Origin of the sequence: Chromobacterium haemolyticum (assembly GCF_009936155.1) — a bacterium.
GTDB lineage: Bacteria > Pseudomonadota > Gammaproteobacteria > Burkholderiales > Chromobacteriaceae > Chromobacterium > Chromobacterium haemolyticum.
Genome location: NZ_AP019312.1, coordinates 112,018 through 135,555 on the forward strand (window position 1 = coordinate 112,018; position 23,538 = coordinate 135,555).

At 67.4% G+C, this 23,538-nt stretch carries 17 protein-coding genes; 13 read left to right on the forward strand and 4 right to left on the reverse strand.

Annotated features, from left to right (window positions below; genetic code table 11):
• Window positions 1-24 precede the first annotated feature (24 nt).
• The 8 genes from GYH29_RS00480 to GYH29_RS00515 are packed head-to-tail and all read left to right on the forward strand — an operon-like array spanning window position 25 to window position 10,637.
• Window positions 25-2,019 carry a GumC family protein gene (locus GYH29_RS00480; protein ID WP_019104154.1) on the forward strand — a complete coding sequence of 665 codons (1,995 nt, stop codon included), beginning with the start codon at window positions 25-27 and terminating at the stop codon, window positions 2,017-2,019.
• Window positions 2,016-3,200, forward strand: coding sequence for a glycosyltransferase (locus GYH29_RS00485; protein ID WP_118266310.1), 1,185 nt, complete (start codon window positions 2,016-2,018; stop codon window positions 3,198-3,200). The genes GYH29_RS00480 and GYH29_RS00485 overlap by 4 nt, the downstream gene beginning before the upstream one ends.
• A complete protein-coding gene (locus GYH29_RS00490) occupies window positions 3,193-4,524 on the forward strand; it encodes a cellulase family glycosylhydrolase (RefSeq protein WP_081575740.1) in 1,332 nt (443 codons plus the stop codon). The genes GYH29_RS00485 and GYH29_RS00490 overlap by 8 nt, the downstream gene beginning before the upstream one ends.
• On the forward strand, window positions 4,521-5,783 hold the full coding sequence (locus tag GYH29_RS00495) for a glycosyltransferase (protein WP_198001630.1): 1,263 nt from the start codon (window positions 4,521-4,523) through the stop codon (window positions 5,781-5,783). The genes GYH29_RS00490 and GYH29_RS00495 overlap by 4 nt, the downstream gene beginning before the upstream one ends.
• A complete protein-coding gene (locus GYH29_RS00500) occupies window positions 5,767-6,870 on the forward strand; it encodes a glycosyltransferase family 4 protein (protein WP_043592462.1) in 1,104 nt (367 codons plus the stop codon). Before GYH29_RS00495 ends, GYH29_RS00500 begins: the two co-directional genes overlap by 17 nt.
• A complete protein-coding gene (locus GYH29_RS00505; protein ID WP_081549957.1) occupies window positions 6,867-8,291 on the forward strand; it encodes an O-antigen ligase family protein in 1,425 nt (474 codons plus the stop codon). Before GYH29_RS00500 ends, GYH29_RS00505 begins: the two co-directional genes overlap by 4 nt.
• The gene (locus GYH29_RS00510; RefSeq protein WP_019101438.1) at window positions 8,288-9,151 is read left to right on the forward strand and encodes an acyltransferase; all 864 of its coding nucleotides are present in this window, start codon (window positions 8,288-8,290) and stop codon (window positions 9,149-9,151) included. Before GYH29_RS00505 ends, GYH29_RS00510 begins: the two co-directional genes overlap by 4 nt.
• Before the next feature lie 13 nt (window positions 9,152-9,164).
• Window positions 9,165-10,637, forward strand: a complete 1,473-nt coding sequence (locus GYH29_RS00515) for a lipid II flippase MurJ (RefSeq protein ID WP_161523037.1) — start codon at window positions 9,165-9,167, stop codon at window positions 10,635-10,637.
• 61 nt (window positions 10,638-10,698) lie between these two features.
• On the opposite strand, the gene GYH29_RS00520 is transcribed toward GYH29_RS00515, so the two are convergent.
• A complete protein-coding gene (locus tag GYH29_RS00520) occupies window positions 10,699-11,088 on the reverse strand; it encodes a VOC family protein (RefSeq protein ID WP_161523038.1) in 390 nt (129 codons plus the stop codon).
• 21 nt (window positions 11,089-11,109) lie between these two features.
• Entirely contained in the window at window positions 11,110-11,664 is a 555-nt protein-coding gene (locus GYH29_RS00525) for a cysteine hydrolase family protein (protein ID WP_043642348.1), read from the reverse strand.
• Between the two features lie 1,023 nt (window positions 11,665-12,687).
• On the opposite strand from GYH29_RS00525, the gene GYH29_RS00530 reads away from it, so the two are divergent.
• Entirely contained in the window at window positions 12,688-13,137 is a 450-nt protein-coding gene (locus GYH29_RS00530) for a hypothetical protein (protein ID WP_161523039.1), read from the forward strand.
• Between the two features lie 50 nt (window positions 13,138-13,187).
• Here GYH29_RS00530 and GYH29_RS00535 read toward each other — a convergent pair whose 3' ends face one another.
• Complete coding sequence (locus GYH29_RS00535; RefSeq protein ID WP_161523040.1) at window positions 13,188-13,907, reverse strand: ArsR/SmtB family transcription factor; 720 nt, start codon at window positions 13,905-13,907, stop codon at window positions 13,188-13,190.
• An 80-nt stretch (window positions 13,908-13,987) separates the two neighbouring features.
• Here GYH29_RS00535 and GYH29_RS00540 point away from each other — a divergent pair, with 80 nt between their 5' ends.
• From GYH29_RS00540 to GYH29_RS00550, 3 genes are read left to right on the forward strand one after another with little or no spacing between them, the layout of a single operon-like run.
• A complete protein-coding gene (locus GYH29_RS00540) occupies window positions 13,988-14,614 on the forward strand; it encodes a DUF6058 family natural product biosynthesis protein (protein ID WP_052052119.1) in 627 nt (208 codons plus the stop codon).
• The gene (locus GYH29_RS00545; RefSeq protein ID WP_161523041.1) at window positions 14,611-15,717 is read left to right on the forward strand and encodes a cytochrome P450 family protein; all 1,107 of its coding nucleotides are present in this window, start codon (window positions 14,611-14,613) and stop codon (window positions 15,715-15,717) included. Before GYH29_RS00540 ends, GYH29_RS00545 begins: the two co-directional genes overlap by 4 nt.
• On the forward strand, window positions 15,714-16,067 hold the full coding sequence (locus tag GYH29_RS00550) for an antibiotic biosynthesis monooxygenase family protein (RefSeq protein ID WP_161523042.1): 354 nt from the start codon (window positions 15,714-15,716) through the stop codon (window positions 16,065-16,067). Before GYH29_RS00545 ends, GYH29_RS00550 begins: the two co-directional genes overlap by 4 nt.
• Here GYH29_RS00550 and GYH29_RS00555 read toward each other — a convergent pair.
• Window positions 16,039-16,821 carry a class I SAM-dependent methyltransferase gene (locus GYH29_RS00555; protein ID WP_052052118.1) on the reverse strand — a complete coding sequence of 261 codons (783 nt, stop codon included), beginning with the start codon at window positions 16,819-16,821 and terminating at the stop codon, window positions 16,039-16,041. The two genes, GYH29_RS00550 and GYH29_RS00555, sit on opposite strands and share 29 nt — an antisense overlap.
• Before the next feature lie 363 nt (window positions 16,822-17,184).
• On the opposite strand from GYH29_RS00555, the gene GYH29_RS00560 reads away from it, so the two are divergent.
• Complete coding sequence (locus GYH29_RS00560) at window positions 17,185-23,511, forward strand: DUF4347 domain-containing protein (protein WP_232060468.1); 6,327 nt, start codon at window positions 17,185-17,187, stop codon at window positions 23,509-23,511.
• The last annotated feature ends 27 nt before the right edge of the window (window positions 23,512-23,538 follow it).

Here is a 23,538-nt window from a genome sequence, read left to right on the forward strand (position 1 = left end):
CTGGTCCGCACCGGCGATAGCGACATGATAGAAATCCGCTCCTTCCGCGATCTGGCCCGCCTGTTTTTCATCTTCCGGCGGGAGTTCAAATGGGCGTTCGCCGCCACCGTGCTGGTGGCGGTGCTGGGCGCTTTCTTGCTGCCGGCCCGCTACGAATCCGAGGCGCGGCTGCTGGTCAAGCCCGGCCGCGACACCAGCACGCTGCCGATCGAATACGCCGACCGTCAGACGCTGGTGGCGCCCAGCACCCAGCGCGATCCCATCGTGGATGAGGAAAAGCTGCTGACCGGCCGCCCCATCATCCACCAAGTCGCCGACTACTACCTGAACGAAATGCGTTCTCCGCCGCCGCAAGGCTGGTGGAAAACCTTCAAGTATCAGGCGAAGCAGGCCGCCGCCACGGTGTTGGACGGAGTGCGCGACGCGCTGGCCCTGATCGGGGTGGTGGAAACGCAGACCCCGCAAGAGCGGCTGGCCGCCAGGCTGGAAAAACAGTTCAGCGTCAGCCATCAGAGCGGCTCCGCGGTGATGGAAATCGCTTTCAGCTGGGACGATCCGGCGGTGGCGCAGCAAGTGCTGGCCAAGTGGCTGTCCTTGTACATCGATGAGCGCAGTCGCGCGCTGGGCCGCAAAAGCCTGTACGCGTTTTACGAAACCGAGAGCGGCAAGCTGGCCGAGCAGATCGCCGGCTACAAGGAACGCATCGGCCAACAATTGCGCCAGATCGACGGCATCAGTTCCAAGGAGAGGCTGGACAGCCTCACCGACCAGCTCAACAAGCTGGAGGCGGCGCGCAGCGCCGACCAGGCGGACTGGATGGCGGCGCAGGGCGGCATCGCCAATGCCCAGGCCAGCGGCGGCAAGCTGCCGCGTGAAATCACCAAGGAGCGCGAACTGAGCCTGAATCCGGCGCAGCAGGATCTCAAGCTCAAGCTCAACGGCTTGGAGTTGGAGCGGCTGGACAAGCTCAAGACTTATCTGCCGGACGCGCCGCCCATCCGCGAGCTGGACGAAAACATCGCCGCGCTCAAGGCGCTGATCGCGCGTGAAAAAGACACGGTGCAGCGCTCGGAAAACCGCGTGCCCAGCGACCTCGTCAATCTGCTGGAGCGCGGCAAGCTGGAGCGCGGCATGCGCGCCGGCGAGCTAAAGGCCAAGGTGGCGGCTTACGACAAGGCCATCGCCGCGCTGAAGGACGAGCGCGCGCGCATTCTGAGCGTGGAGCCGGAGCTGTCGCGGCTGGAGCGCAATCTGGCGGTGGCGGAAAAGAACTACCTGCTCTACCGCGACAGTCTGGAAAAAGCGCGCATCGACCGTGAGCTGGACAACAGCCGCATCAGCAATATCGCGGTGATCGAGCAAGCCACCTTTAGCCCGGCGCGAGTGTTTCCCAAGAGCCTGGCCATCCTGTTGGCCGCGGTGCCGGCCGGTTTGGCGGTGGGGCTGTTCGTGCTCTACCTGTGCTACCTGCTGGACCAGCGCATTCACGATGGTGGGGGCGTTGAGCGCCGTTTTGGCGTGCCGCTGTGGAGCACGCTGATGGAATTGGAACCGGGCCAAACCCCGCCTCCGGCGTTCGAAGCCAGTGTCTATCGACTTTACAGCCAACTGCCGGCAGACAAGCTGGCGCGAGACGGCCTGGTGATCGGTCTGGTGTCCTCGCGGCGCGGCGAGGGCGTCAGCTTCATCGCCGGCCAGTTCCTGCGCGTGTTGGCCGAGCGAGGCGTGCCGGCAAGGCTGGCCGCCGGCGACGCGCGCGTCGGCCCCGGCGAAGTGGCGCTGATCGAGGCGCCGGCGCTGCTCGACAATCAACAGGCCTTTGTGCAGTTGAAGCGCGCCGATCTGATCCTGCTGGTGGTGGAGGCGCGCGCCTCCACGGTGCCGGTGGTGGAAAACGCGCTGGCCATCCTCGGCACCGCGTTTGGACAGGTGGACGGCATTGTGCTCAACCGCCGCCGTTTTGAAATCCCCGCCGCCGTGCTGAAACGCGCGGCGCGCTGGAAAGGAGAAGGCAGATGAAGATCGCCCTGTTGGCTCCGCTGCCGTCGGAGCAGAACGGCATTGCCGACTATGCCGACGCCTGGCGCCGGGCTTTGGAAAACGAAGGCGTCAGCGTCGTCTCTCCGCTGGGGGGGCTGCCGCTGGCGAGCAACGCTCTGGAACTGTCCTGGCAGATGCAGAACGTGGACTGGCGGCGTTTCGATCTGGTGCACGCGGAGCTGGGAGGCGGGCGCTGCGGCGAGTTCATGGCGCTGGAGTGGCTGGCGCGTCATCAGCCGGAACTGAGACTGACCGCCACCGTTCATGACCCGGAACGCCTGGTCTGGAGGCCGCCCGGCTTGCCGCGGCGGCTGCCGCGCCCGCTTGGCCAGGCCGCCGCCTTGCTGGCCGCTCCGCTGACGCTGGCGCGAGAGCGGCGGCTGGCCCGGCGCTTGACCCGGCTGGTGACGCTGACGACCATCGGCGCGGAACGCCTGGCCCGGCGGATGCGGTTGCCGGACGGGCGGGTGTTCCATATCGCGCACGGCAATTGCGAGATCCCCGCTCAGCCGTTGCCGGCCTTGCCGCCGCAAGGGCCGTTGCGGCTGCTGTACTTCGGCTACATCTACCAGGGCAAGGGCATCGAGGATGTGCTGGACGCGCTGGCGCTGCTGCAGGAAGAGCCGGATACCCGTGACCGGGTGAGGCTGACCCTGGCGGGCGGAGTGGCGCCGGACGTCGCCTTCGGCCGCTCCGGCTCTTATCTGGAATCCCTGCGCCAGCAAGCCATCCTGCTGGGGCTGCACCGGGACATGCTGGAATGGCGGCCGGACCTGCCGGCGGCCGAGATCCCCGGCCTGATCCAGGCCAATCACGCCATGGTGCTGCCTTATCGGGAATCGTGGAAGCTGGCCTTGCTGGGCCGGATGTGCGGCGCCAGCGGCGCGCTGTCCTGGGCGGTGGCCTGCGGCCGCGGCGTGGTCTGTTCCGACGCCCGCGCCCTGGCCGAGGAGGCCTCCTTCGGCAACGGCGCGGTGTACGCCCGGGGCGACAGCGCGGCGCTGGCCCGGACCTTGAGCGGGCTGCTGCGTCAGCCGGAGCGCTTGCGTCAGCATAGCGAGCAGGCGCGGAGCTTGGGGCGGGAGCGCGCTTGGCCGCGTGTGGCGACGCAATTTCTGCAATTGTTTCAGACGGCGCTGCGGGAGAGAGCGCATGGCTAGCGCGCGCGGCGGCGCGGCGCGGCGGATGTTGGTTCTGGCGGCGGTTCTGGGTTTGGCCGCGGCTGGCCCGCGCGCGGAAACCACCGAGCTGACCGCCGGCCGGCCGGTGGTGTGGCGCGATTTCCTTGGCGTCAACGCGCATTTCCTGTGGTTCACGCCGCCGCAATACCAGCGCCAGATGCAGCAGCTCAAGTCCTTGGGCCTGAACTGGGTGCGCGTGGATCTGCATTGGGATCGCCACGAGCCCAAGGAAAACCAGTTTGTGTTTGCACCGCTGGACCAACTGGTGGACACGCTGAAGGCGCAGAAGCTCAAATCGGTATTTTACTTGGTGGGGTCGGCGCCCTTCGCCAGCAGCGTGCCGCCGCTGCTTGGCTCCAGCGACCAGTACCCGCCCAAGGACGACAAGGTGTTCGCCAAGCGCATGGCCATGTTGGCGCGGCGCTATCCGACGGTGGATGCCTGGCAGGTGTGGAACGAACCCAATCTGCCCGGCTTCTGGCGGCCGCTGCCCAGTCCGGAAGGGTACGGCCGTTTGTTGCAGGCCAGCGCCGAAGCGCTGCGCGCCGCTGCGCCGGGCAAGCCGGTGGTGATGGCCGGCATGGCTTATTACAGTCAGATGCCGGTGCGCGGCGGGCTGATGCTGGAGGAGCTGGGCAAGAAGGGAAGCCTGAACCTGAAAACCATCGTCGCCTACCACCCATACAGCCAGCAGCCGGAGGGCGACGATCCTAAAACGCGGGACTTCGTGCTGCGCGCGCAGCAGATCAACGCCCGGCTGCGTCAGGTCAAGGCGCCGGGGATCTGGGCCACCGAATGGGGCTGGTCCAGCTACGCCGGGCCCAAGGAAGAGCAGGACATCATCGGCCGCGACGGCCAGGCGGATTATCTATTGCGCCGGCTGGCGTTGATGAGCGCGCTGGATTACGACCGCGTCTTCCTGTTCGCGTTGTCCGATCTGGACCAGCGCGCCAGCGCGCGCGACCGCGGCTACGGCCTGCTGGATCTCGACGGCAAGCCCAAGCCCGCCTATAAGGCCCTGGCGCGTTTCCTCGCCATTACCGGCCCGCGGCTGGAGCCGGCGGCGCCGCCGCGCTTGGACGCCGCGCCGGATGGTTTGTACAGCATCGCCTGGCGCAAGCCGGACGGCGCGCGCCTGTGGATGTTCTGGAGCGCGAGCGGCGGCGCGGCGCGTTTGCCCGGCATCGCCCGCGCCACGCTGCGTCAGCCGCTGAGCGGAGGCAGCACCGCCTTGAGCGCCGCTGGAGACAGCCTGCGCGTGACGGTGACGCCGCAGCTGCAAATTTTGGAGTGGCGAGAATGAAACCGGGGTCTCTTCACCGTCCTCTTTCCCTCGGTTCCACCGGCGCGTGTCCGCCGCTGCGTATCTTGTGGACCCTGCCTTATCTGCCCTGGCCCACCACCAGCGGGGGCAAGCTGCGTCAGTTCCAACTGCTGCGCGCGCTGGCGGCGCGCGGCCATCGCATCACCTTGCTGGTGCAGAGCAAGGAGCCCGCCAGCGACGCCTGCCGCCGCCAGCTGGAAAGCATTGTTGAACGGCTGATCGTGCTGCCGCGCCGGCCGCTGAAACACCCGCTGACGCTGTTGGCCGCCGCGCTGGGCCCGTATCCGCTGCTGGCCAGCGTCAACGGCCTGGCGCCGGACTTGAGCCGAACCTTCGACGGCCTGCTGCGCCAGCGTTGGGACGTGGTGCAAATCGAGCACAGTTACGGCTTGCAGCCCTTTCTGGACGTGTTGGGCCGCCACGGTCAGCCTTTCCTGCTGACCGAGCACAATGTCGAATCCGAGCTGGGCGCGGCCACTTATCAGCACCTGCCGCGCTGGTGCGCGCCCTTTGTGTGGTGGGACCGCTGGCGTTATCGGCGCTGGGCGGCCCTGGCGTTGAACGCCGCCGAGCGCGTCGCCGCCGTCACCTGGGAGGATGCCGCGGCAATGGCTCAGCACAGCGGCCGGCTGGTGGACGTGGTGATCAACGGCGTGGACGCCGACGCCTTCTCCGAAGTGCGTCCGGATTACGCCAGCCAGCGCCTGCTGTTCGTCGGCAATTTCGAATACCCGCCCAACCGCGACGCCGTCGTCTGGCTGGCGGAGGAAGTGATGCCGCGGTTGTGGCGGCGGCTGCCGCGGGCGCGGCTGGCGATATGCGGTTACGCGATGCCGGAAGACTGGGCGCGGCGGTGGCCGGACGAGCGTCTGGAGTGGCTGGGCTTTGTGCCGGAACTCTCGACGCAGCAGCGCCGCGCCGCCGCCTTCATCGCCGGGCTGCGCCAGGGCGGAGGCTCCAAGCTCAAAGTGCTGGAGGCGCTGGCCGCGGGCCTGGCGCTGCTGAGCACGCCGCAGGGCGCGTCCGGGCTGGACCTGCGGCCCGACAGCGATTACCTGAGGGGCGACGACGCCGAGCAGCTGGCCGAGGCCGCCGCCGCGCTGCTGAGCCGGCCGGAGCGCGCCGCCAGCCTGGGCGCGGCTGGGCGGGAATACGTGAGGAGGCGGCACGATTGGGCCATCGCCGCCGACCAGCTGGAAACCTTGTATCGGGAGCTGAGACATGCGCATCGGAATTGATTACCGTCCGGTCACCGCCGCGCCGCGCTCCGGCATCGCGCGGCAAGTGCTGGCGCTGGAAGCCGCGTTGGCGGCGCGGCCGAACGTGGAAGTGCTGCGCTTCACCGCCTGTCCGGCAGACCATCCCCACCGGCGGCTGGCCGAATGCCCGGCGCGGCCCAGTCCTGCGGACGGACTGCACCGCCCGCGCGAGCGTTGGCATTTCGAATGCCGTTTTTTGCCGCGGGCCATCCGCGCCCGTCGGCTGGACCTGTACATCGCCACCGCCAACACCGGTCTGCCGCTCTGGCGCGCGCCCGGCGGCGTGCGCTACGCCATGCTGCTGCACGATGTGTTCCAGCTGACTCTGGACAACTATCACGTCAGCCTGCTGCGCGCGCTGGCTTACCGCGTAATCGACTGGGCCGGCACCGCGCGTTCCTTGCAGCGCGCCGACGCGATATGGACGCCGTCGCAATTCACCGCCGACGCCGCCGCGCGGCTGTTCCCGCGTCAGCGCGCCAAACTGGCGCTGCTGCCCAACGCGGTGCCGCAGCCGGCCGCGCCGGCCGCGGTGCTGCCAGCCTCGCTGCCGGCGCGCTACTGGCTGGCGGTGGGCGCGCGCGAACCGCGCAAGAACATGCCCTGGTTTGTTGAGCAATGGCGGAAGGCGCGTCAGCGCCAGCCGGACCTGCCGGCGTTGGCGCTGGTGGCGCGGCCGGAAGACCTGCCGGCGGAACTGCGGCGGCTGGAGGGGCTGATCTGGCTCAGCGATCTGGACGACGGCATGTTGAGCGCGGTGTACGCGGCGGCGGAACGGCTGTGGCAACCGTCCTACGCGGAAGGCTTCGGCCTGCCGGTGATAGAGGCGCTGGCGCAAGGCACGCCGGTGGCGGTGGCCACCGGCTCGGCGCTGGACGAAGTCGCGCCGCCGCAAGCAGCGCGCTTCGCCCCCAACGACGCCAGCGGGCTGCAAGCCCTGATGCACCGGCTGGCCGCGGCCGGGCCGGACGGCGACGCCGACGCCAACCGCGCCTGGGCGCGACGCTACGATATGGATGCCTATCGCCGCCGCGTGGATCAGCTATTGGACCGGCTGCTGGCATGACGCCGCTGAACCGCGCGCTCGCCCTGGTCTGCGGGCTATTGTTCGGCGGCTTACTGGCCTTCAGCCCGGCCGCCGCCGCGCTGGCGCTGGCCGCCGCCTGCGCCGGAGTCGCCGTGCTGCGCGCGCCGCTGCTGGGTCTGGTTTTGTTCGGCTTCGCCGCCACCCTGACGCCCTATTCCACGGTGCAACTGGGCGTGCGCGTCACCGTATCCGAGGCGCTGCTGGGCCTGGCCTGGCTGGGCGCGCTGCCGCGCTTGGCCGTCGGCGTCCTGCAATGGCCGAGCGGCCGCGTCGAGCGGCGCTTGTTGTGGCTGATGGCCTTCAGCCTGCTGCCGTTTTTGGCGGGACAGCTGATGGTGCAGGCCGACGGCAACGGCCCGGTCAACTGGGCGCGCTGGCTGCTTAATCTGTCCGCCTTGTTCCTGGCCCCGCTGTTGCTGCCGGACGAGCGCAGCCGCGACCGTCTGATCGTGATGTTGCTGTTGGGGACGCTGGCCATGCTGCTGCTGTCCATCGGCTACTTTCTCAAGGACCGCGACGCCAACAGCTTCATCCCGGTGCTGGAGAAACTGCGCTACGCCCACCCGGAAGCGGTGCGCGACATCTTCTCCGCCAACTACACCCGCATGGCCTCGCCCTGGGTGCACCCCAACCTCACCGGCGGCGCGTTGGCGCTCTTCCTGCCGCTGGCTTTCTTTTACGGTTTGACGCAGCGCGGCTGGCGCCGGCTGCTGGGCTTGACGGTGGCGCTGTTGGGCGCGGCCGGCCTGTTGTTCAGCATTTCACGCGGGGCCATCGTCAGCCTGGCGCTGGTCTTGCTTTGGCTGAGCTGGCGGCGCGCGCCGCATGCCGGCCGCATCATCGGCCTGGCCGCGGCGCTGGGCCTGGCCTTGGTCCTGTTTTACCCGCCCTTGCAACAGCGTCTGGCCACGACCTTTTCCGCCAGCAACGCCAGCACCGAGGTGCGCATGGACGAATACCGCCGCTTCCCCGACGCGGTGCGCGCTTACCCGCTGGGCCTGGGTTTCAAGGTGGATCCGCCGCCGCCGGACAGCGGCCTGCTCGGCATCTCCAATCTGTGGCTCAACTTCGTCTACAAGCTGGGCGCGCCCGGCATGTTGCTATTCGTCGCCGTCACCGTGGCTTGGTGGCGCGAGGCGCGGCCGCGTGGCCCCTTGTCCGCGCTGGACCCGGAGCGCGCCATCTGGCTCGGCACCCTGTCCGGCTTGCTGGCTGCGCTGCTCACCGGTCTGTTTGACCACTATTACAGCTTCACCATGGTGCTGATCGGCCTGTTCTGGCTGCTGATGGGCGTCAATCTGCAAGCGGCGCGCCGGCTGGCCGGCCGCGGCGACCCGCTGTTGACCCTCTCCGCGCCGGCAGGCTCCGCGCCAATCGATTCGAAAGCGAAACCGCGATGAACCCGACCGACCTTCCCCCCGCGCCGCCGGCGCTGACGCTACGCCACCGTATTTACCACAGCAGCGCGCTGCGCGAGCGCCTGGACGGCTACGCCGCGCGCCTTGGCGTTCCGGCGGCGGAACTGGCCGCCGCCTACGACTGGATGCTGGCCAATAATGTGGCCTTCGAAGAGGGCGACGCCGCGGAGCCGCGCGTCTCCATCGTTTCCGTGAATATGGAAAGCCGCATCCCGCATCCGTTGGCGAGCCGCTTCTACGCGCTGCTGCGCGACGAAGTGCCCACCCAACTGGTGCCGCGTTACGGCCTCAACTGGCCCACTTTCAAGGACCGCTGGCTGCGCGCCTGGGAGCAGTGCTACAACATTCTGATCAACAAACTGCCGTCCCATCATCTGCGCTTGGCCTGGCTGCGCCTGGGCGGCGCGCGCATCGGCAAGGGCTCCAGCGTGTGGCGCAACACCGAGGTGCTGGGGGTCAACAATCTGGTGATAGGCGCGGACAGCTGCGTGGCCTGGCATTGCCTGCTGGACGCCCGCGCCGGGCTGATCATCGGCGATCACGTCGCCATTGCCTCCTACGCCAAAATCATCGCCGGCAGCCACGACCTGAGCGCGCCGGAATTCTGGTCGGTGTCTGCGCCGGTGTATATCGACGATTACGCCTGGATCGCCACCGGCGCGCTGATCGGCCACGGCGCGCGCATCGGCCGCGGCGCGGTGGTCACCGCCAACACCGTGGTGGGCAAGGAAGTGGCCCCGTACAAGATCGTCGGCGGCAGCGGCGCCAAGCCCATGGGCGAGCGGCCGCGCGATCTCAACTACAAGGTGGGCGGCAAAGGGCTGTTCACCCTGTTCCACTAATGACACTGAGCCCATGTTCGGTCCCGCCGCCTTATTGACCCTGGCCACGCTGGCCGGCCTGTTGGCCGGTTTCGCCCGCGAGTGGCTGCTGGTGGCCGCCTGGGGAGCCGGCGGGCGCAGCGACGCCTTTCTGGTGGCGATGTTCCTGCCGGAAGCCTTGCGCACTCTGCTGGCCGGCGGCCTGCTGTCCGCCGCGCTGCTGCCCTTGTGGCAAGCGCAGACGCCGGCGCGGCGCGGCGCCTGGTTGGCTGGTCAACTGCGCCACTGGTTGGGCGTTGGCCTGGGGCTGGCCGCGTTGTTGAGCCTGGCCGCGCCGTGGCTGACGCGGGCGCTGGCGCCCGGCGTCGACGCCGCTCACGCGGCGCAGGCAGCCGCCGCGCTGCGCCGGCTGGCCTGGCTGGCGCCTGGCCTGCTGGCCCAGGCGGCGCTGGCGGCGCCGCTGCAAGCCCAGGGCCGTTTCCTGCTGGCCGGGCTGGGTTCGCTGCTGTTCAATCTGCCGGCGGTGTCCTACCTGTATTGGGCCGGGCCGGCCGCGACGGAGACGGCGCTGGCGCAATGTTTTCTGGCCGGCAGCGGACTGATGGCGGCGGCCTTGCTGCCCGGCAACTGGCGGCAGGGCTGGCGGCCCTGGCTGCGCGCCGGCCGCGGCGAGACCGGCCAAGCCTGGCGGCAGCTGTGGCCCTTGCTGGCCAGCGGCGCGGCCAGCCAGGGCTTGGGCTTGCTGGAACGTATGGCCGCCTCGCTGCTGGGGGAGGGGACGATTACCCTGCTCAATCTGGCGCGCAAGCTGATCAACCTGCCGCTGATCGCGCTGATGAGCTTGAACCAGGTGCTGTTGAGCAAGATGAGCGGCGCGCTGGGCGAGGACCGGCGGCGGTTGCTGGACAGCGGCCTGGCCGCCTGCACCCTGCTGACCCTGCCGGCGGCGGCGGGTTTGATCGGAGCCGCGCCGGCGCTGGTGGCCTTGCTGCTGCCGGCCGGGCTGGCGGCGAGCAGCCTGCCGCTGCTGCTGGCGTTGTACGCGCCGGGCATTGTGTTCGGCGCCTGGAACGCCTTGTTGGCGCGCTATTGCTACGCCGGCGGCGATACCCGCGGGCCGATGCTGCTGGAACTGGCGGGCAGCGCGTTGAGCGCGGCGTTGCTGCTGACGCTGCCGCGCTGGCTGGGCTTGCCGGGTCTGGCGCTGGCCGCCTTGGCGGGGGTATGGCTGACCGGCGCGCTGCTCGCCGCTCGCTTGGGTCAGGGCCTGTTGCCAAGGCTGGCGCGCCAGGGCCTGGCGGCGTCCGTACCGCTGGCCGCCGCCGGCCTGCTGTTGTTTCCGCTGCGCGGCTTTGGCCCGTGGCCGCAACTGGCGTTGGCCGCCGTGGCCGGCGCTGTGCTGCTGTTCGGCCTGGGCTGGCGTTTTAGAGCCGGCTCAAAGTCTCGCGAGCAAGAGCGAGGCAAGGCGAAAACGGCTGAGGAAGCGGAATCTACAAGAAGTACATGAGCATTCCGAAGACGTTTTCAACGCCGTATCGCCGAAGCGCGGCAGACCTTGAACAGGTTCTTTAGGAAATGGGCGAGCACAACTCCAACAGCAAGCCATCCGGACAACGCAGATGGGACACGGTCTGGCCCCAGGGCTTGAGCGACGGCGCGTGCAGCTCAACGCCGCCGTGGCGCAAGGCCTGGGCGTGCGCGGCGGCCACGTCGTCGGTGACCAGCGCGATTTCCATGCCCAGCGGCAGCGGCGAGGCGTCCGCCGCCACATAGCCTTCCGGCAGATTCATCCGGCCCAGCGGGTGGGCGGCGAACGCCAGAGTGGTGGCGCCGGTGTTCAGTTCGCCGTAATCGCCGGATTCGTGCAGGAAGCGGCGCTTCAGGCCGAAGGCGTTTTCAAAGAAGGCCAGCGAGGCGGCGACGTCGGAGACGTAGAGAATGGTGTAACCGAATTGCATGGTTGTGCTCCTGATCAGGGTTTATTGCAGTTGCCGCAGAATGTCGGCGCATTCAACGACGCGAGCGTACTCGCCGTCCAGATTGGCCAGCGCCATGGCGTGCACTTCATCTGCGCTGCGGGGTGTGCCGGCGTAGTCCACTTTGTCGAAGGCGAAGCAGGCGTCCGCGGCCACCAGGGTGCGGAAGCCGAGGTTGCCGGCGCTGCGGGCGGTGGCTTCCACCGAGTTGTTGGTGCTGACGCCGACAATGAGCAGTTGTTCGATGCCGCGCACGCGCAGCCAGCGTTCCAGGCCGCTGTGTGCGAAGGCGTCCGGCACGTTCTTTTCCATGACGTGTTCGCTCGCCAGCGGGGTCAGCGCCGGCTGGAATTCGACGCCGGGCTGACCGGGCCAGAACGGCGAGCCGGGGGTGCGGGAAATGTGGCGCACGTGAACCAGCGGCGCGCCGGCTTGGCGCCAGGCGTTCAGCAGTTGGGCGATATTGGCTTCGGCCTGGGGGTTGTTGCGCGGGCCGGCTTCGGGGCGGCTCATGCCTTGTTGCATGTCGATGATGATGAGGGCGGGGGCGGTGTGCATGGCGGGAATGCCGGGGTCATGGCGGGGGTTTAGTGTAGCAGGGGAGGTGGGGTATAGGGTGAAAGCCCTGGCTGGGCTTTCGCTAGTTTGAATCCGCTGCGCGGATGATGTTTTTGGTGCCGCTTTCCGCGCGGCGAACGGGGAGGGGGCGGGCCGCCGCCCCCTTCCATCCCCCTCGTCCCCCAGGACGCGAAACCCCGAAGAAAAAGGGGCCTGCAAGGCGCGGCTGAACTCGCGATTTGCTAGCGTCAAATCGCTCAAACAAAGCAGCCGCTTAAAACCTTGCAGACCCCTTTTTCTCCGGCGCGCCCCGAGGGGACACTTGGTCGCTATACGAGGTGGTTTTTTTTGAAAAAGAAGGGTGGTTTAGCAAAGCGAATCATTGCTTGTGGGTAACTTGGCTTCACAGCTTTTTCTTGTGGATAAGTCCTACATCCCAAGAATAAACCACGTATCCGACGCACCCTGGGTCCCTTCAAGCCTGCCGACGGGTGGCAGGCCCGAGGTCTTAAGCGGCTGCTTGTTCGAGCAGCGCGACGTTAGCGCGCTGCGAGTTCAGCCGCGCCTCGGGCCTGACGGGTCCCGGCGGGAAGCCGTAGGCCAGGCTTGCAGGGCGGCCTTTGGGGTGAAGGGGAATTTGGCCGAGCAAATTCCCCTTCCTGCCTGCCGGGCAGCCCCGGCAATGAACATCATCATCCGCGCAGCGGATACAAACCCCAAACACCTAGCCACACCAACCACCCCACCTTGACCCCGCCGGCCCCCTCGGCAACAATCCCCACGTTGCCGCCAAAACAAGCGGCACACGGGATTGGCGTCCCGTAATCACTGTTAACTTGCTTGCGCAGAATTCTGCGCAAGCTGCTTTTCCATGGTCGTGCCATTCGGCAGGCGCATGGTGGGAGAGTGCTATGCACTCACCGGGTTAACAGTGTCCGGTACGCCAATCCTGCCACGCGCCTGCCTAATACCTCAGCCTCACTCGGCAGGTGGTTTATCTTGTGTCACAGCAGGAGAAACACCATGCATCACGCTCAAAACTTTCCCCGTCGTCGCCGCTACAAACTGCACTCGCTGGAACAGCAGGAAGCCCTGCTCCCCTTTGTTCGCTTCTGCCCCGGCCGCACCTATCGGCATTACTGGCAAATGCCCGCGCCCCGCAAGGATTACCCCGCCGACAGCGCCTACGGCCGCGAATGCGCGGCTCACCTGTTGCAATGGATGAAGGACAACCGCGAATACGTTGGCAAAGGCCTGCTCAGCCGCGTGGCGCGGGACATCGACTTTGACGACCGCGACGGACGCGGCCAGTGGATGGGCTTTTTCAACTATCTGGAAATCATGATGCTGTTGGGCGCCGACCGGGTCAGGGTCTACCGCCATGTCGATAGCCAACATCAGTTCTATCTGGCGCTGGGACAACGGCTCAAGCTGGAGGCGCGTTTCCGTCGCATCCGCCTGCGCAATCGCTGACCTCCGCCGCGTGGGTATCGCCGTCCGGCGATACCCACCTTATATCCCCCTCACTCCCCCCGCAGCTGCTCGCTGCCCACTCCACATTCCTGCTTCAAGAAGGCGTAACCGGCCGGCGTGATCCGCAAGGCGCGGCTGTCGTTGCGGCGCTCGGTCAGGCCGCGCAGCAAAAAGGCCTGGCACAGGGCCGCGCCCAGGCTGCCGGCGATGTGGTCGCGGCGTTCGCTCCAGTCCAGGCAGGCCCGCGCCAGCGGCCGGCGCGGGCGGGCGATGCCGTCCAGTTGAATGTCCAGCCGCGCCGCCAGCCAGTCCGAGCCGGCCGGCGTCACCGCGAACTCACGCTCCTCGCGCCGTTGCAGCAGTTGCTGCTGTTGCAGGAAGTCGGCGACGGCGATGCCCAGCCGGCCGGCCAGGTGGTCGTAGCAGCTGCGCGCCAGACGGATGTCGGCGTTGCCCTTGGGACGCACCGCGGTCCGGCTTTCGCCGGCGGCTGCGGACAGCGCTTCCAGCGCGTGGGCGATGGCCGGGCTGGCCAGGCCGTAATAGCGGTGGCGGCCGCGCTGTTCCACCCGCACCGCCTGGCCGTGCAGCAGCTTGGCCAGATGGTTGCTGGCCGCTTGCGGCGACAGGCCGGCGGCCTGGGCCAGGTCGCTGGCCGGGTAGAGGCGGCCGTCTTGCAACAGCAGCAGCATCAGCGCGCGGCCGGGATCGGCCAGCAGGCTGGCCAGGCGGCTGATGTCGGGTATGCGGTCGTGCGGGGTTGCAAGCATGGTTCATCCTTGGCTGAAACTTTGGCGGACGCCGCCGGCTACGATAAACCCATCGTCAAGTTGGAACAAGGAGAGCGGGAGTGGAGGATTTGCTGGACTATTTGCGCCGTCATTTTCTGGCGGAACCGGAGCTGTTGGCGCGCAGCGGCGTGAGCCTGGACACTTTGCGCGGCTGGCAGCGGGCCGGCGCGGCGCCGTGGCCGTCGTACCGGCTGACGCTGGCCGGGGAGGCGGCGTCCTGCATGGGCGCGGCGGCCTTGAGCGCGGAGTCGGCCTGGTATCCGTGGGGCATGCTGTGCTGGCTGGGTCAGGCGCTGGCCTTGGGCGGCGAGCCGGAGCGTTTGCGCACCGGCTTTGAGAGCGCGTGGCGCGAGGGGCTGGCGGCGTTGGAGCTGCCTCCTGCCGAGGCGGAGCCGGACTTGGCGGCCGTGTGGCGGGATTTCCTGGCCGGAAGCTACGGGGTGTGCACCCGCGCCGGCTTGCCGGGGGAGGTCGCGCAGAAGGAGGCGCTGGTGTTGCTGATCGACGCGTTGACGGATCGTCAACGCCGGCCCGGGTTGGCGCCGGCCGAGCGGGAGCGCCTGGCGTGGGCGGTGGATTTGCTGGACGCGGTAGCGGCGCCGTTTGCGCCGCATGAGCGGGCGGGCAGTTCGCGCGCCCGCTGTGTCGAGCTGACGCGGCGGCGCTATCTGGGAGCGGCGGCGTGAGCGCCTGGCCCTTGGACCCGCTGGCGGCGGTGGTCCACGCCCATCCCTATCCCTATTACCGGGATCTCGCGCAGCGGCGGCCATTGTATTTTGATGCCGGCCTGGGGTTGTGGGTGGCCGCCGGCCACGCGGCGGCGCAGGCGGTGTTGGCCTCGGCGGCATGCCGGGTGCGGCCGTTGGAGCAGCCCGCGCCGCCGCTACTGGGCGACGGCGGCTTGGCGCGGACGTTCTGTCTGTGGGCGCGGATGAGCGAGGCGCCGAGTCACCCGGCGCTGAAGGCGGCCTTGAACCGGGCCTTGGCGACGGTGGCGGGCGCGGAGGCCGGGCGCTTGGCTGAAAGCCTGGCGCGGGACTGGTTGGCGCGCGAGCCGCTGAGCGGCGGCTTGCTGGACCGGATGGCGCAGGGCTTGCCGGTGCTGACGCTGGCCGGCTTGCTGGGGCTGGAGGTGGAAGACGAGCCGGCGCTGGTGGCGGAGGTGGCGGCCCTGGCGCAAGCGCTGGCGGCGGATGCCGACGCCGAGACGCTGGCGCGAGGGGAACAGGCTTTGGCGGCTTTACAGGTTCGGGTGGCGGAGGCTTTGCCGCGCTCCGACGGCCTCTTGGCGGAGTTGCGACGCGAGTGGACGGTGGAGGAGGCGGCGCTGACGGCGAACGTGATCGGCCTGCTGTTCCAGAGCCTGGACGCCGGCGCCGGCCTTTTCGCCGCCGCGGTCTGGCATCAGGCCCAGGGCCGGCCGCTGGCGGCGGGCGCGGCGGCGGATTGGGCTTGGCTGGCCTTGCATGATCCGGTCTTGCACAACACGCGCCGTTTCGTCGCGCGGGATTGGCATCACGGCGGCCAGACGGTGCCGGCCGGCGCTTCATTATTAGTGGTGCTGGCCGCTGCGGCTTTGGACCCGGCAGGGCCGGGCGAAGGCTTGATGTTTGGCGCGGGCCGGCATGCGTGTCCGGGCCAGGCGCTGGCGCTGGAGATTGCCCGCGGCGGCTTGGCCGCCTTGGCGGCGATGCGGCCGGATTGGAAAACCTTGACGGCGGCGGCGCGTTTTCGCCGGCTGCCCAATGCGCGCGTGCGCATCTACGACGAGGAAGGGAGTGCGGAATGATTGCGGTGATTTTCGAGGTGGAACTGGCCGAGGGCGGCCGGGATGGGTATCTGGGCTGGGCCGAGCATCTGGGGCGGGAGTTGGCGACGGCGGACGGTTTCCTGTCCATCGAGCGCTTCGTCAGCCTGAACCGGCCGGACAAAATGCTGTCGCTGTCGTTCTGGCGCGATGAAGAGGCGGTGGCGGCCTGGCGGCGGCTGGAGCCGCACCGCGCGGCGCAGCGGCAGGGCCGGGAGGCTTTGTTCGTCGATTACCGGCTACGGGTGGCGACGGTGTTGCGGGACTATGGGATGAACGAGCGGGCGCAAGCGCCCGATGGCGTCAGCCCTGAACGGGATGCAAGGCCTTGATCACGTAAAGATCAAAGCGGGTGGACTTGCCGTCCAGCACCGCGGATGGCTTCACGCCTTCGATGGCCGCGCCCAGCCGCGGCCGTTTCACCACCACGCGGTTCTTGGCCGCAGCGATGGCGGCTTGCAACAGCGCGGCGCTGTCCTGGTCGTCGCCTATCACCTGCTGAAAGGCTTGCATGTCCTTTTTGGCGGCCGCGCTTTTCTTGTCGGTATCCGGGAACATCGGGTCGACGAAGACCACATCCGGCCGTTCGGCCTCGCTCAGCGCAGCCAGCCAGGCGATGGAGCTGGCGTGAACCAGTTGCATGCGAGCGGCGATGTCGGCGGTGTCCGGGTGGCCGGCGGCGCGTTCCAGCGCGTCGGCCAGCAGCGCGGCGGCCACCGGCGAGCGCTCCACCAGGGTGACGCGGCAGCCCAGGCCGGCCAGCACAAAGCTATCGCGGCCCAGGCCGGCGGTGGCGTCCACCACATAGGGCAGCTCCTTGGCGCCTTTCAGACCTATGGCCTTGGCTACCGGCTGGCCGCGGCCGCCTCCCTGCTCGCGGCGATGTTTGGCCGCGCCTTCGACGAATTCCGCATACACCGCGCCGTGTTTGCCGGTGGTCAGCAGTTCCAGTCGTTCCTCCCCCAGTTCCAGCCAATAGCCTTGTTGCGGTCTTTGCTCCAGCAGCGGCAAAGCGAAACGCTGGCTTAGCAGGCGGGCGGCGTCCAGACGGCGGGGACAGGCGCAGTACAGCGGGGTGGCGGGCATGGATAAATCCTTGGATGGAGCGGACGGCGGACGAACGATACGGGATGGCGCGGACGAGGGCAAGCCGCGGCACATCGCATATGTTGATCAAATATCGTGTGTGCTACGTATTTGCACTTAGCTTACTTCGCGTGAGGAACAACTATTTTTTAAAGAGGGGCCTTCTTCGTTGCGGTTGACAGCTTTTGTCAGCTTGCCGGCGGCCAGGTTTGTTACGTTGTCGCAGTTGTTCTGGTTTGAATTTATTTAATTGTCATTTATTTTTGCTTTGATACAGGTTCTAATCCGCTGAGCAGTTTTTGGGATGCAGTCATAGGCGAGGTTCGACCGGTGCTTTAAGCCGAAATGATCGGGGAGAGCGTGATGGGGTGGTGGAAATCAGCGGGGCAATCGCAAGGCAGTAATAAGAAGACACCGGTTCTCAAACGCTCCCGCCTGCTGTTGCAGGCCTTGGAGCCCAGGTTGATGTTCGACGGCGCGGCGGCCGCTACGGCCGCCGCCTCGGCGCATGCGGACGCGCCGCACCCCGTGGAGCGCCCGGCTCCGGCGGAAGCACCCGCCGCGCCGCGGTCCGCCGCGGTGGAGCGGCTGGCGGAGAAGTTCGCCGCGGCCTTGGCGCCGGTTGCGCCGGCCAAACAGGTGGTGTTTGTCGAATCCAATGTCGTCAATTACCAGAGCCTGTTGTCGCAAATGCCGGCCGGCATGGAAGTGGTGGTGCTCAATGCCGGCAAGGACGGCCTGAGCCAGATGGCGGAATGGGCCAAAACCCATCACGGCTACGCCGCCATCCACGTGATTTCCCATGGACAGAGCGGAGATCTGATGTTGGGCAGCGTGGAGCTGACCACCGCCAAACTGGATAGCCGTCAGGCGGACCTGAAAGCCATCGGTCAAGCCCTGAGCGCCAACGGCGACATCCTGCTCTACGGCTGCGATATCGCCGCCGGCAGCAGCGGCGCCGCCTTCGTCAGCGCGCTGTCCCGTTACACTCAGGCTGACGTGGCCGCGTCCACCGACGCCACCGGCGCGGCAAGGCTGGGCGGCGACTGGACGCTGGAGCGCAACAGCGGCCATATCGATGTGGATGCGCTGCATTTCAGCTACGACGCCTTGCTGGCGCGGCCGGTAACCGGCACCACCGATTTCACCGCGTCGGATGGCAATTCGTACAACCCTTCAGGCAGCGTGGTCAATGCCAGTCCTGTTCAAGGCTGGGATTTCTCGCTGCAACTGGGCGCCACCAACAACGGCGGCCAGACGATCATTGTCGAAAAAGTCGGTTCGGTGACCACGGAAACGGTGGACGGCTACAGCGACGGCACCATCCCCATCTCCTATTTTAGCGTCAAGTCCAACGACAACAGCCGCTTCACGCTGAATTCCATCGGCGTGGTGCTGAACGGCTACGATTCCGGCACCACCGGCGGCAATCTGCAGCTGGTCGGCTATATCAACGGCGTGGCGGTCAGCGGCGCGACGCTGACGCTGAATGTGGGCGACGCCTTGCAGGGCAGCGGCGGCCTGGTGACCTTCACGGTGTCGGGCAACAGCGCTTTCCAGGGCATCGATTCCTTCCGGGTGCTGGCGGCCAACGGCCATACGGTGACCGGCATGATAGGCATCGGCGCCATCAACGCCATCAATTTCGGTTTCGCGCCGACGCTGACCGCCAGCGGCGGTTCCAGCGCCTACAGCAGCGGCACCGGCACCGCGGTGACGGTGGACAGCGGCATTACCCTGTCCGATTCCGACAGCAGCACCCAGGCCAGCGCCACCGTGTCCGTCACCGGCAACTTCCACAGCGGCGAGGACGTGCTGGCCTTCACCAACAACGGCAGCACCATGGGCAATATCAGCGCCAGCTACAACAGCGGCACCGGGGTGCTGACGCTGACGTCCAGCGGGGCGACGGCGACGCTGGCGCAATGGCAGGCGGCCTTGCGCGCGGTGACTTACTCCGACAGCTCGCTGACGCCGAACACCAGCAGCCGCACTATCAGCTTCCAGATCAACGACGGCGCGATCAACAGCAGCGCGGTGACCAAGACGGTAACAGTGGCGGCGGACGCCGCGCCGGTGATAGGCAACCTCAACGGCGACAATCCCACGTTCACCGAGAAAGGCGGCGCGGTGAAACTGGACACCGGCACCGCTGTGACGGTGACGGATAGCGACACGCCCAACTTCAACAGCGGCAACCTGACCGTGCACATTTCCGCCAACGGCCAAAGCGGTCAGGATGTACTGGGCGTGGACACCAGCGGCACGGTGAGCCTGTCCAGCGGCACAAGCGTGGGCAGCGTGGTGACGGTGGGCGGGGTGAGCATAGGGGTGATCGCCAGCAACGGCGATGGTGTCAGCGGTCATGATCTGATTGTCACCTTCAACAGCAACGCCACTCCGTCGCGAGTGGCCACGCTGGTGGCGGCGCTGACTTACAACAACACCAGCAACGATCCCAATACCGCCACCCGCACCATCAATGTCAGCGTTAATGATGGACGCGGGGGCACCGGGTCCAGCAATGTGACGGTGGCGGTGGCGGCGGTCAACGACGCGCCCACCGGCAGCGCCACTGCCAGCAACCCCACCTTCGCCATGGGCGGCTCCGCGGTGGCGGTGTTCAGCGGCGCCAGCGTTAGCGCGATTGAATCCAGCCAGAGCATCATCCTGCTGACCCTGACCGTGTCCGGTTTGCATGACGGCAGCAGCGAAATCCTGTCCATAGACGGCAGCAATGTGGCGCTGACCAACGGTAACTCGGTCACCACCAGCGGCAACGGCCTGAGCGTCACCGTGTCGCTCTCCGGCGGCACCGCTACCGTATCCATCAGCAGTAGCGGCATATCCGGCAGCACCGCGGCCAGCGTGGTCAACGGCATCACCTATCGAGACAGCAACGGCAGCCCCACCGCCGGCAACCGGGTGGTGACGCTGACCAGCGTCAAGGACAACGGTGGCACCAGCAATGGCGGCGTCGACACCACCACGCTGGCGCTGGCTTCTACCGTCAACGTCGCCGTGGTGCCGGTAGTGACCACCAGCGGTGGCAGCGTCGCCTTCACCGCCGGCGACAACACCGCCTCCACCCCGGTGGCGATAGACAGTGGTCTCACCGTCACTGACAGCGCCAGCCCCACCCTGGTCAGCGCCACCGTTTCCATCTCCGGCAACTTCCAGAGTGGCGAGGACGTGCTGGCTTTCAGTAACGACGGCAGTACCATGGGCAACATCATCGCCAGCTACAACAGCGGCACCGGGGTGCTGACACTGACTTCCAGCGGCGGCAGTGCCACGCTGGCGCAGTGGCAGGCGGCTTTGCGCGCGGTAACCTACACCGACAGCGCGGTAAGCCCCAACACCGCCACTCGCACCATCAGCTTTCAGGTCAACGACGGCAACGCCAGCAGTAGCGCCGTGACGCGCACGGTGACGGTGGCCGCCACCGATCAAACCCCGATCGCCACCGCCAGCGGAGGCAGCGCCGCCTTCACCGCCGGGGACAATACGACCTCCACGCCTGTGGCGGTGGACCCGGGTCTCACCGTCAGCGATTTGGACAACACCACGCTGTCCAGCGCCACGGTGTCTATCAGCGGCAACTTCCAGAGCGGCCAGGACGTATTGGCCTTCACCAACACCAGCGCCATCACCTTCGGCAACATCACCGCCAGCTACAACAGCGGCACCGGAGTACTGACGCTGACCTCCAGCGGCGCCACGGCGACGCTGGCGCAATGGCAGGCGGCCTTGCGCGCGGTGACTTACACCGACAGCGCTGTGACGCCCAATACCGCCACCCGCACCGTCAGCTTCCAGGTCAACGACGGTAGCAAGAACAGCAGCGTCGTGACTCGCAGCGTGACGGTGGCCGCCACCGATCAAACTCCGATCGCCACCGCGAGCGGCGGCAGCGCGGCTTTCACCGCCGGGGACAATACGACGTCCACGCCGGTGGCGGTGGACACCGGCATTACGGTCAGCGACCTGGACAACACCACGCTGGCCAGCGCCCGAGTGTCCATTACTGGCAACTTCCACAGCGGCGAGGATGTGCTGGCTTTCAACAACAGCAACAGCAGCACCTACGGCAATATCACGGCCAGCTACAACAGCGGCACCGGGGTGCTGACGCTGACCTCCAGCGGCGCCACGGCGACGCTGGCGCAATGGCAGGCCGCGCTGCGCGCGGTCACTTACACCGATACAGCGGTGACGCCCAATACCGCCACTCGCACCGTCAGCTTCAGTGTTAACGACGGGAGCAAGGACAGCGCGGCGGTGACTCGCAGCGTTACGGTGGCGGCCACGGATCAAACGCCGATCGCCACCACTACCGGCAGCGCCGGCGCCTATGTGGTGGGCGGCGCGGCCACGCCGGTGGATGGCGGCCTGACCGTGTCCGATCTGGACAACACCACTTTGGCCAGCGCCACGGTGGCGATTACCGGCAATTTCCACAGCGGCGAGGATGTGCTTGCCTTCAGCAACACCAGTAGCAGCGCCTTCGGCAATATCACGGCCAGTTACAACGCCGGCACTGGGGTGCTGACGCTGACGTCGAGCGGTGCGACGGCTACCTTGGCGCAATGGCAGGCGGCCTTGCGCGCGGTGACCTACAACGACACCGCCGGTTCGCCCAATACCGGCGCCCGCACCGTCAGCTTCACCGTCAACGACGGTACCAAGAACAGCGCCGCCGCCACCCGCAACATCGCCATGCAACTGATGCCGCCCAGCGTCTCCGGCCTAACCAGCGGCACCGACACCGGCAGCAGCAATAGCGACGGCATCACCAGCAACGCCACGCCCACGGTCACCGGCACCGCTATCGCCAACAGCATCGTCCAGATTTATGTGGACGGCGTGCTGATCGATGGAGTGACCGCGGACGGGAGCGGAGCATGGAGCTACAGCTTCGTCTCCAGCCTGACGTCGGGCGCGCACGCCATCACTGCCGTGGTTAGCAGCGGCGGGGTCAGCAGCGGCCAATCCAGCGCTTGCAACGTGGTGATCGACACCAGCGCGCCGTCCGCGCCGTCCGGCGTTGCCTTGAGCACGGCGACAGATACCGGCAGCAACCACGGCGACGGCATCACCGGCAATAACCGTCCCACCGTCACCGGCACGGCGGAAGCCAATAGCACGGTGACGGTGTACGTGGACGGCACGGCGGTGGGCACGGCGACGGCGGACGGCAGCGGGGCATGGAGTTACAACCTGAGCAGTGCTTTGGCGGACGGCAATCACAGCATTCGTACCACCGCCACCGATCTGGCCGGCAACGCCAGCGGTCAATCGACAACTTACGTCATCACCGTGGACACCGCCGCGCCGGACAGCCCGGCGAATACCGGTCTGACCCAGGCCACGGACTCCGGCTCCAGTAACCGGGACGGCATCACTAACGTCAACCGCCCCAGCGTGACTGGCTTGGCCGAGGCTGGCAGCAAGGTGGCTGTGTTTATCGACGGCGTGCAGGTAGGCACTGCCACTGCCGACGGCAGCGGCGTCTGGTTGTTCAATCTGAGTCAGGCGTTGGCGGACGGCAACCATAGCGTGCGCGCCACGGCCACCGATGTGGCCGGCAACATCAGCGCGCAGTCGGCGTCGTTCATGCTCACCGTGGACACCGCCGCGCCGGCGCCGCAGTCCTTCACCCGCTTGGATCCGGTTTCCAGCTCCGCCGGCAGCCTGCGTTACGACCTAGTGCTGAACAAGCCCATCGTCGGCCTGAACGCCAGCGATCTGAGCGTGATCACCAGCGGCGGCGCTCGCGCCAGCATCGGCAATATTGTCCGCATCAGCGATAGCCACTACGTGGTGCAGTTGACTGGGGTGGGCGGCGCGGGCTCAGTGGCGTTGGCGCTCAAGTCCGGCGCGGCGGCTGATTTGGCCGGCAATGTGACCCAGCAGCAGACGGTGGCTCCGGCCTATCAACTGAGCTCCGCCACCACTGTGGTGCTGCCGCCGCTGCCGCCAGCGGAAGCGCCGCCGCAGCCCAACGCGGCGCCGGTCATCAACATCGCGCCCATTACGCCCAATATCGTGCTGGCCGCGGTGAGCGGCGCGGGCAACGGCAATGGCAATGGCCCCGCGCAGACGCCGCAAGGCCCTGTCGGGCCTTTGACTAGCAACCTCGTTCAGGTTTCTTTTGGTCAGGACCGTTTCACCCCGACGCCCAGCGAGCCGTTTGGACGCGGCAACGCCGGTCTGCCCTTTGTTTCCAATCTGGGCGGCACCTCGGGCGCGCCGCTGCAAGTGATGCCGGATCTGGGCGTAAGGCCGCTGGTGGCCGGGCAGGGCTTCAACTTCAGCCTGCCGCCCGGCACCGTGATTACCCGCAACCCGGACGCGGTGCTGAACATTCAGGTGCGTCAGAGCAATGGTCAGCCGCTGCCGACCTGGCTGAAGTTCGACCCTCAGACCGGCCGTTTCAGCGGCACGCCGCCGGCGGGCTGGAGTCGATCCCTGTCTTTGGAAGTGACGGTCAGCGACCAGAACGGCCATCGCGGCGTTACGCATATGCAGTTGAAAACCGGCGCGGGCGAACGGGCGGCCGCGGCAACGGCAACGGAGAAGGTCGCGGCGGCTGGCAAGCCGGCTTTGCATGAGCAATTCCGCCAGCACGGCAAACCCGCGTTCGACCAGCAGATCGCCGAATGGCTGCAGGCGGAGGACGTGGTTTGACCGCGGGCTTCATCCATAACTTCACTA

What these genes read in the sequence shown, in the direction of transcription:
- GYH29_RS00480 (WP_019104154.1), top strand. Translation starts at nt 25, where the DNA reads ATGATAGAAATCCGCTCCTTCCGCGATCTGGCCCGCCTGTTTTTCATC.
- GYH29_RS00485 (WP_118266310.1), top strand. Translation starts at nt 2,016, where the DNA reads ATGAAGATCGCCCTGTTGGCTCCGCTGCCGTCGGAGCAGAACGGCATT.
- GYH29_RS00490 (WP_081575740.1), top strand. Translation starts at nt 3,193, where the DNA reads ATGGCTAGCGCGCGCGGCGGCGCGGCGCGGCGGATGTTGGTTCTGGCG.
- GYH29_RS00495 (WP_198001630.1), top strand. Translation starts at nt 4,521, where the DNA reads ATGAAACCGGGGTCTCTTCACCGTCCTCTTTCCCTCGGTTCCACCGGC.
- GYH29_RS00500 (WP_043592462.1), top strand. Translation starts at nt 5,767, where the DNA reads ATGCGCATCGGAATTGATTACCGTCCGGTCACCGCCGCGCCGCGCTCC.
- GYH29_RS00505 (WP_081549957.1), top strand. Translation starts at nt 6,867, where the DNA reads ATGACGCCGCTGAACCGCGCGCTCGCCCTGGTCTGCGGGCTATTGTTC.
- GYH29_RS00510 (WP_019101438.1), top strand. Translation starts at nt 8,288, where the DNA reads ATGAACCCGACCGACCTTCCCCCCGCGCCGCCGGCGCTGACGCTACGC.
- GYH29_RS00515 (WP_161523037.1), top strand. Translation starts at nt 9,165, where the DNA reads ATGTTCGGTCCCGCCGCCTTATTGACCCTGGCCACGCTGGCCGGCCTG.
- GYH29_RS00520 (WP_161523038.1), bottom strand. Translation starts at nt 11,088, where the DNA reads ATGCAATTCGGTTACACCATTCTCTACGTCTCCGACGTCGCCGCCTCG.
- GYH29_RS00525 (WP_043642348.1), bottom strand. Translation starts at nt 11,664, where the DNA reads ATGCACACCGCCCCCGCCCTCATCATCATCGACATGCAACAAGGCATG.
- GYH29_RS00530 (WP_161523039.1), top strand. Translation starts at nt 12,688, where the DNA reads ATGCATCACGCTCAAAACTTTCCCCGTCGTCGCCGCTACAAACTGCAC.
- GYH29_RS00535 (WP_161523040.1), bottom strand. Translation starts at nt 13,907, where the DNA reads ATGCTTGCAACCCCGCACGACCGCATACCCGACATCAGCCGCCTGGCC.
- GYH29_RS00550 (WP_161523042.1), top strand. Translation starts at nt 15,714, where the DNA reads ATGATTGCGGTGATTTTCGAGGTGGAACTGGCCGAGGGCGGCCGGGAT.
- GYH29_RS00555 (WP_052052118.1), bottom strand. Translation starts at nt 16,821, where the DNA reads ATGCCCGCCACCCCGCTGTACTGCGCCTGTCCCCGCCGTCTGGACGCC.
- GYH29_RS00560 (WP_232060468.1), top strand. Translation starts at nt 17,185, where the DNA reads ATGGGGTGGTGGAAATCAGCGGGGCAATCGCAAGGCAGTAATAAGAAG.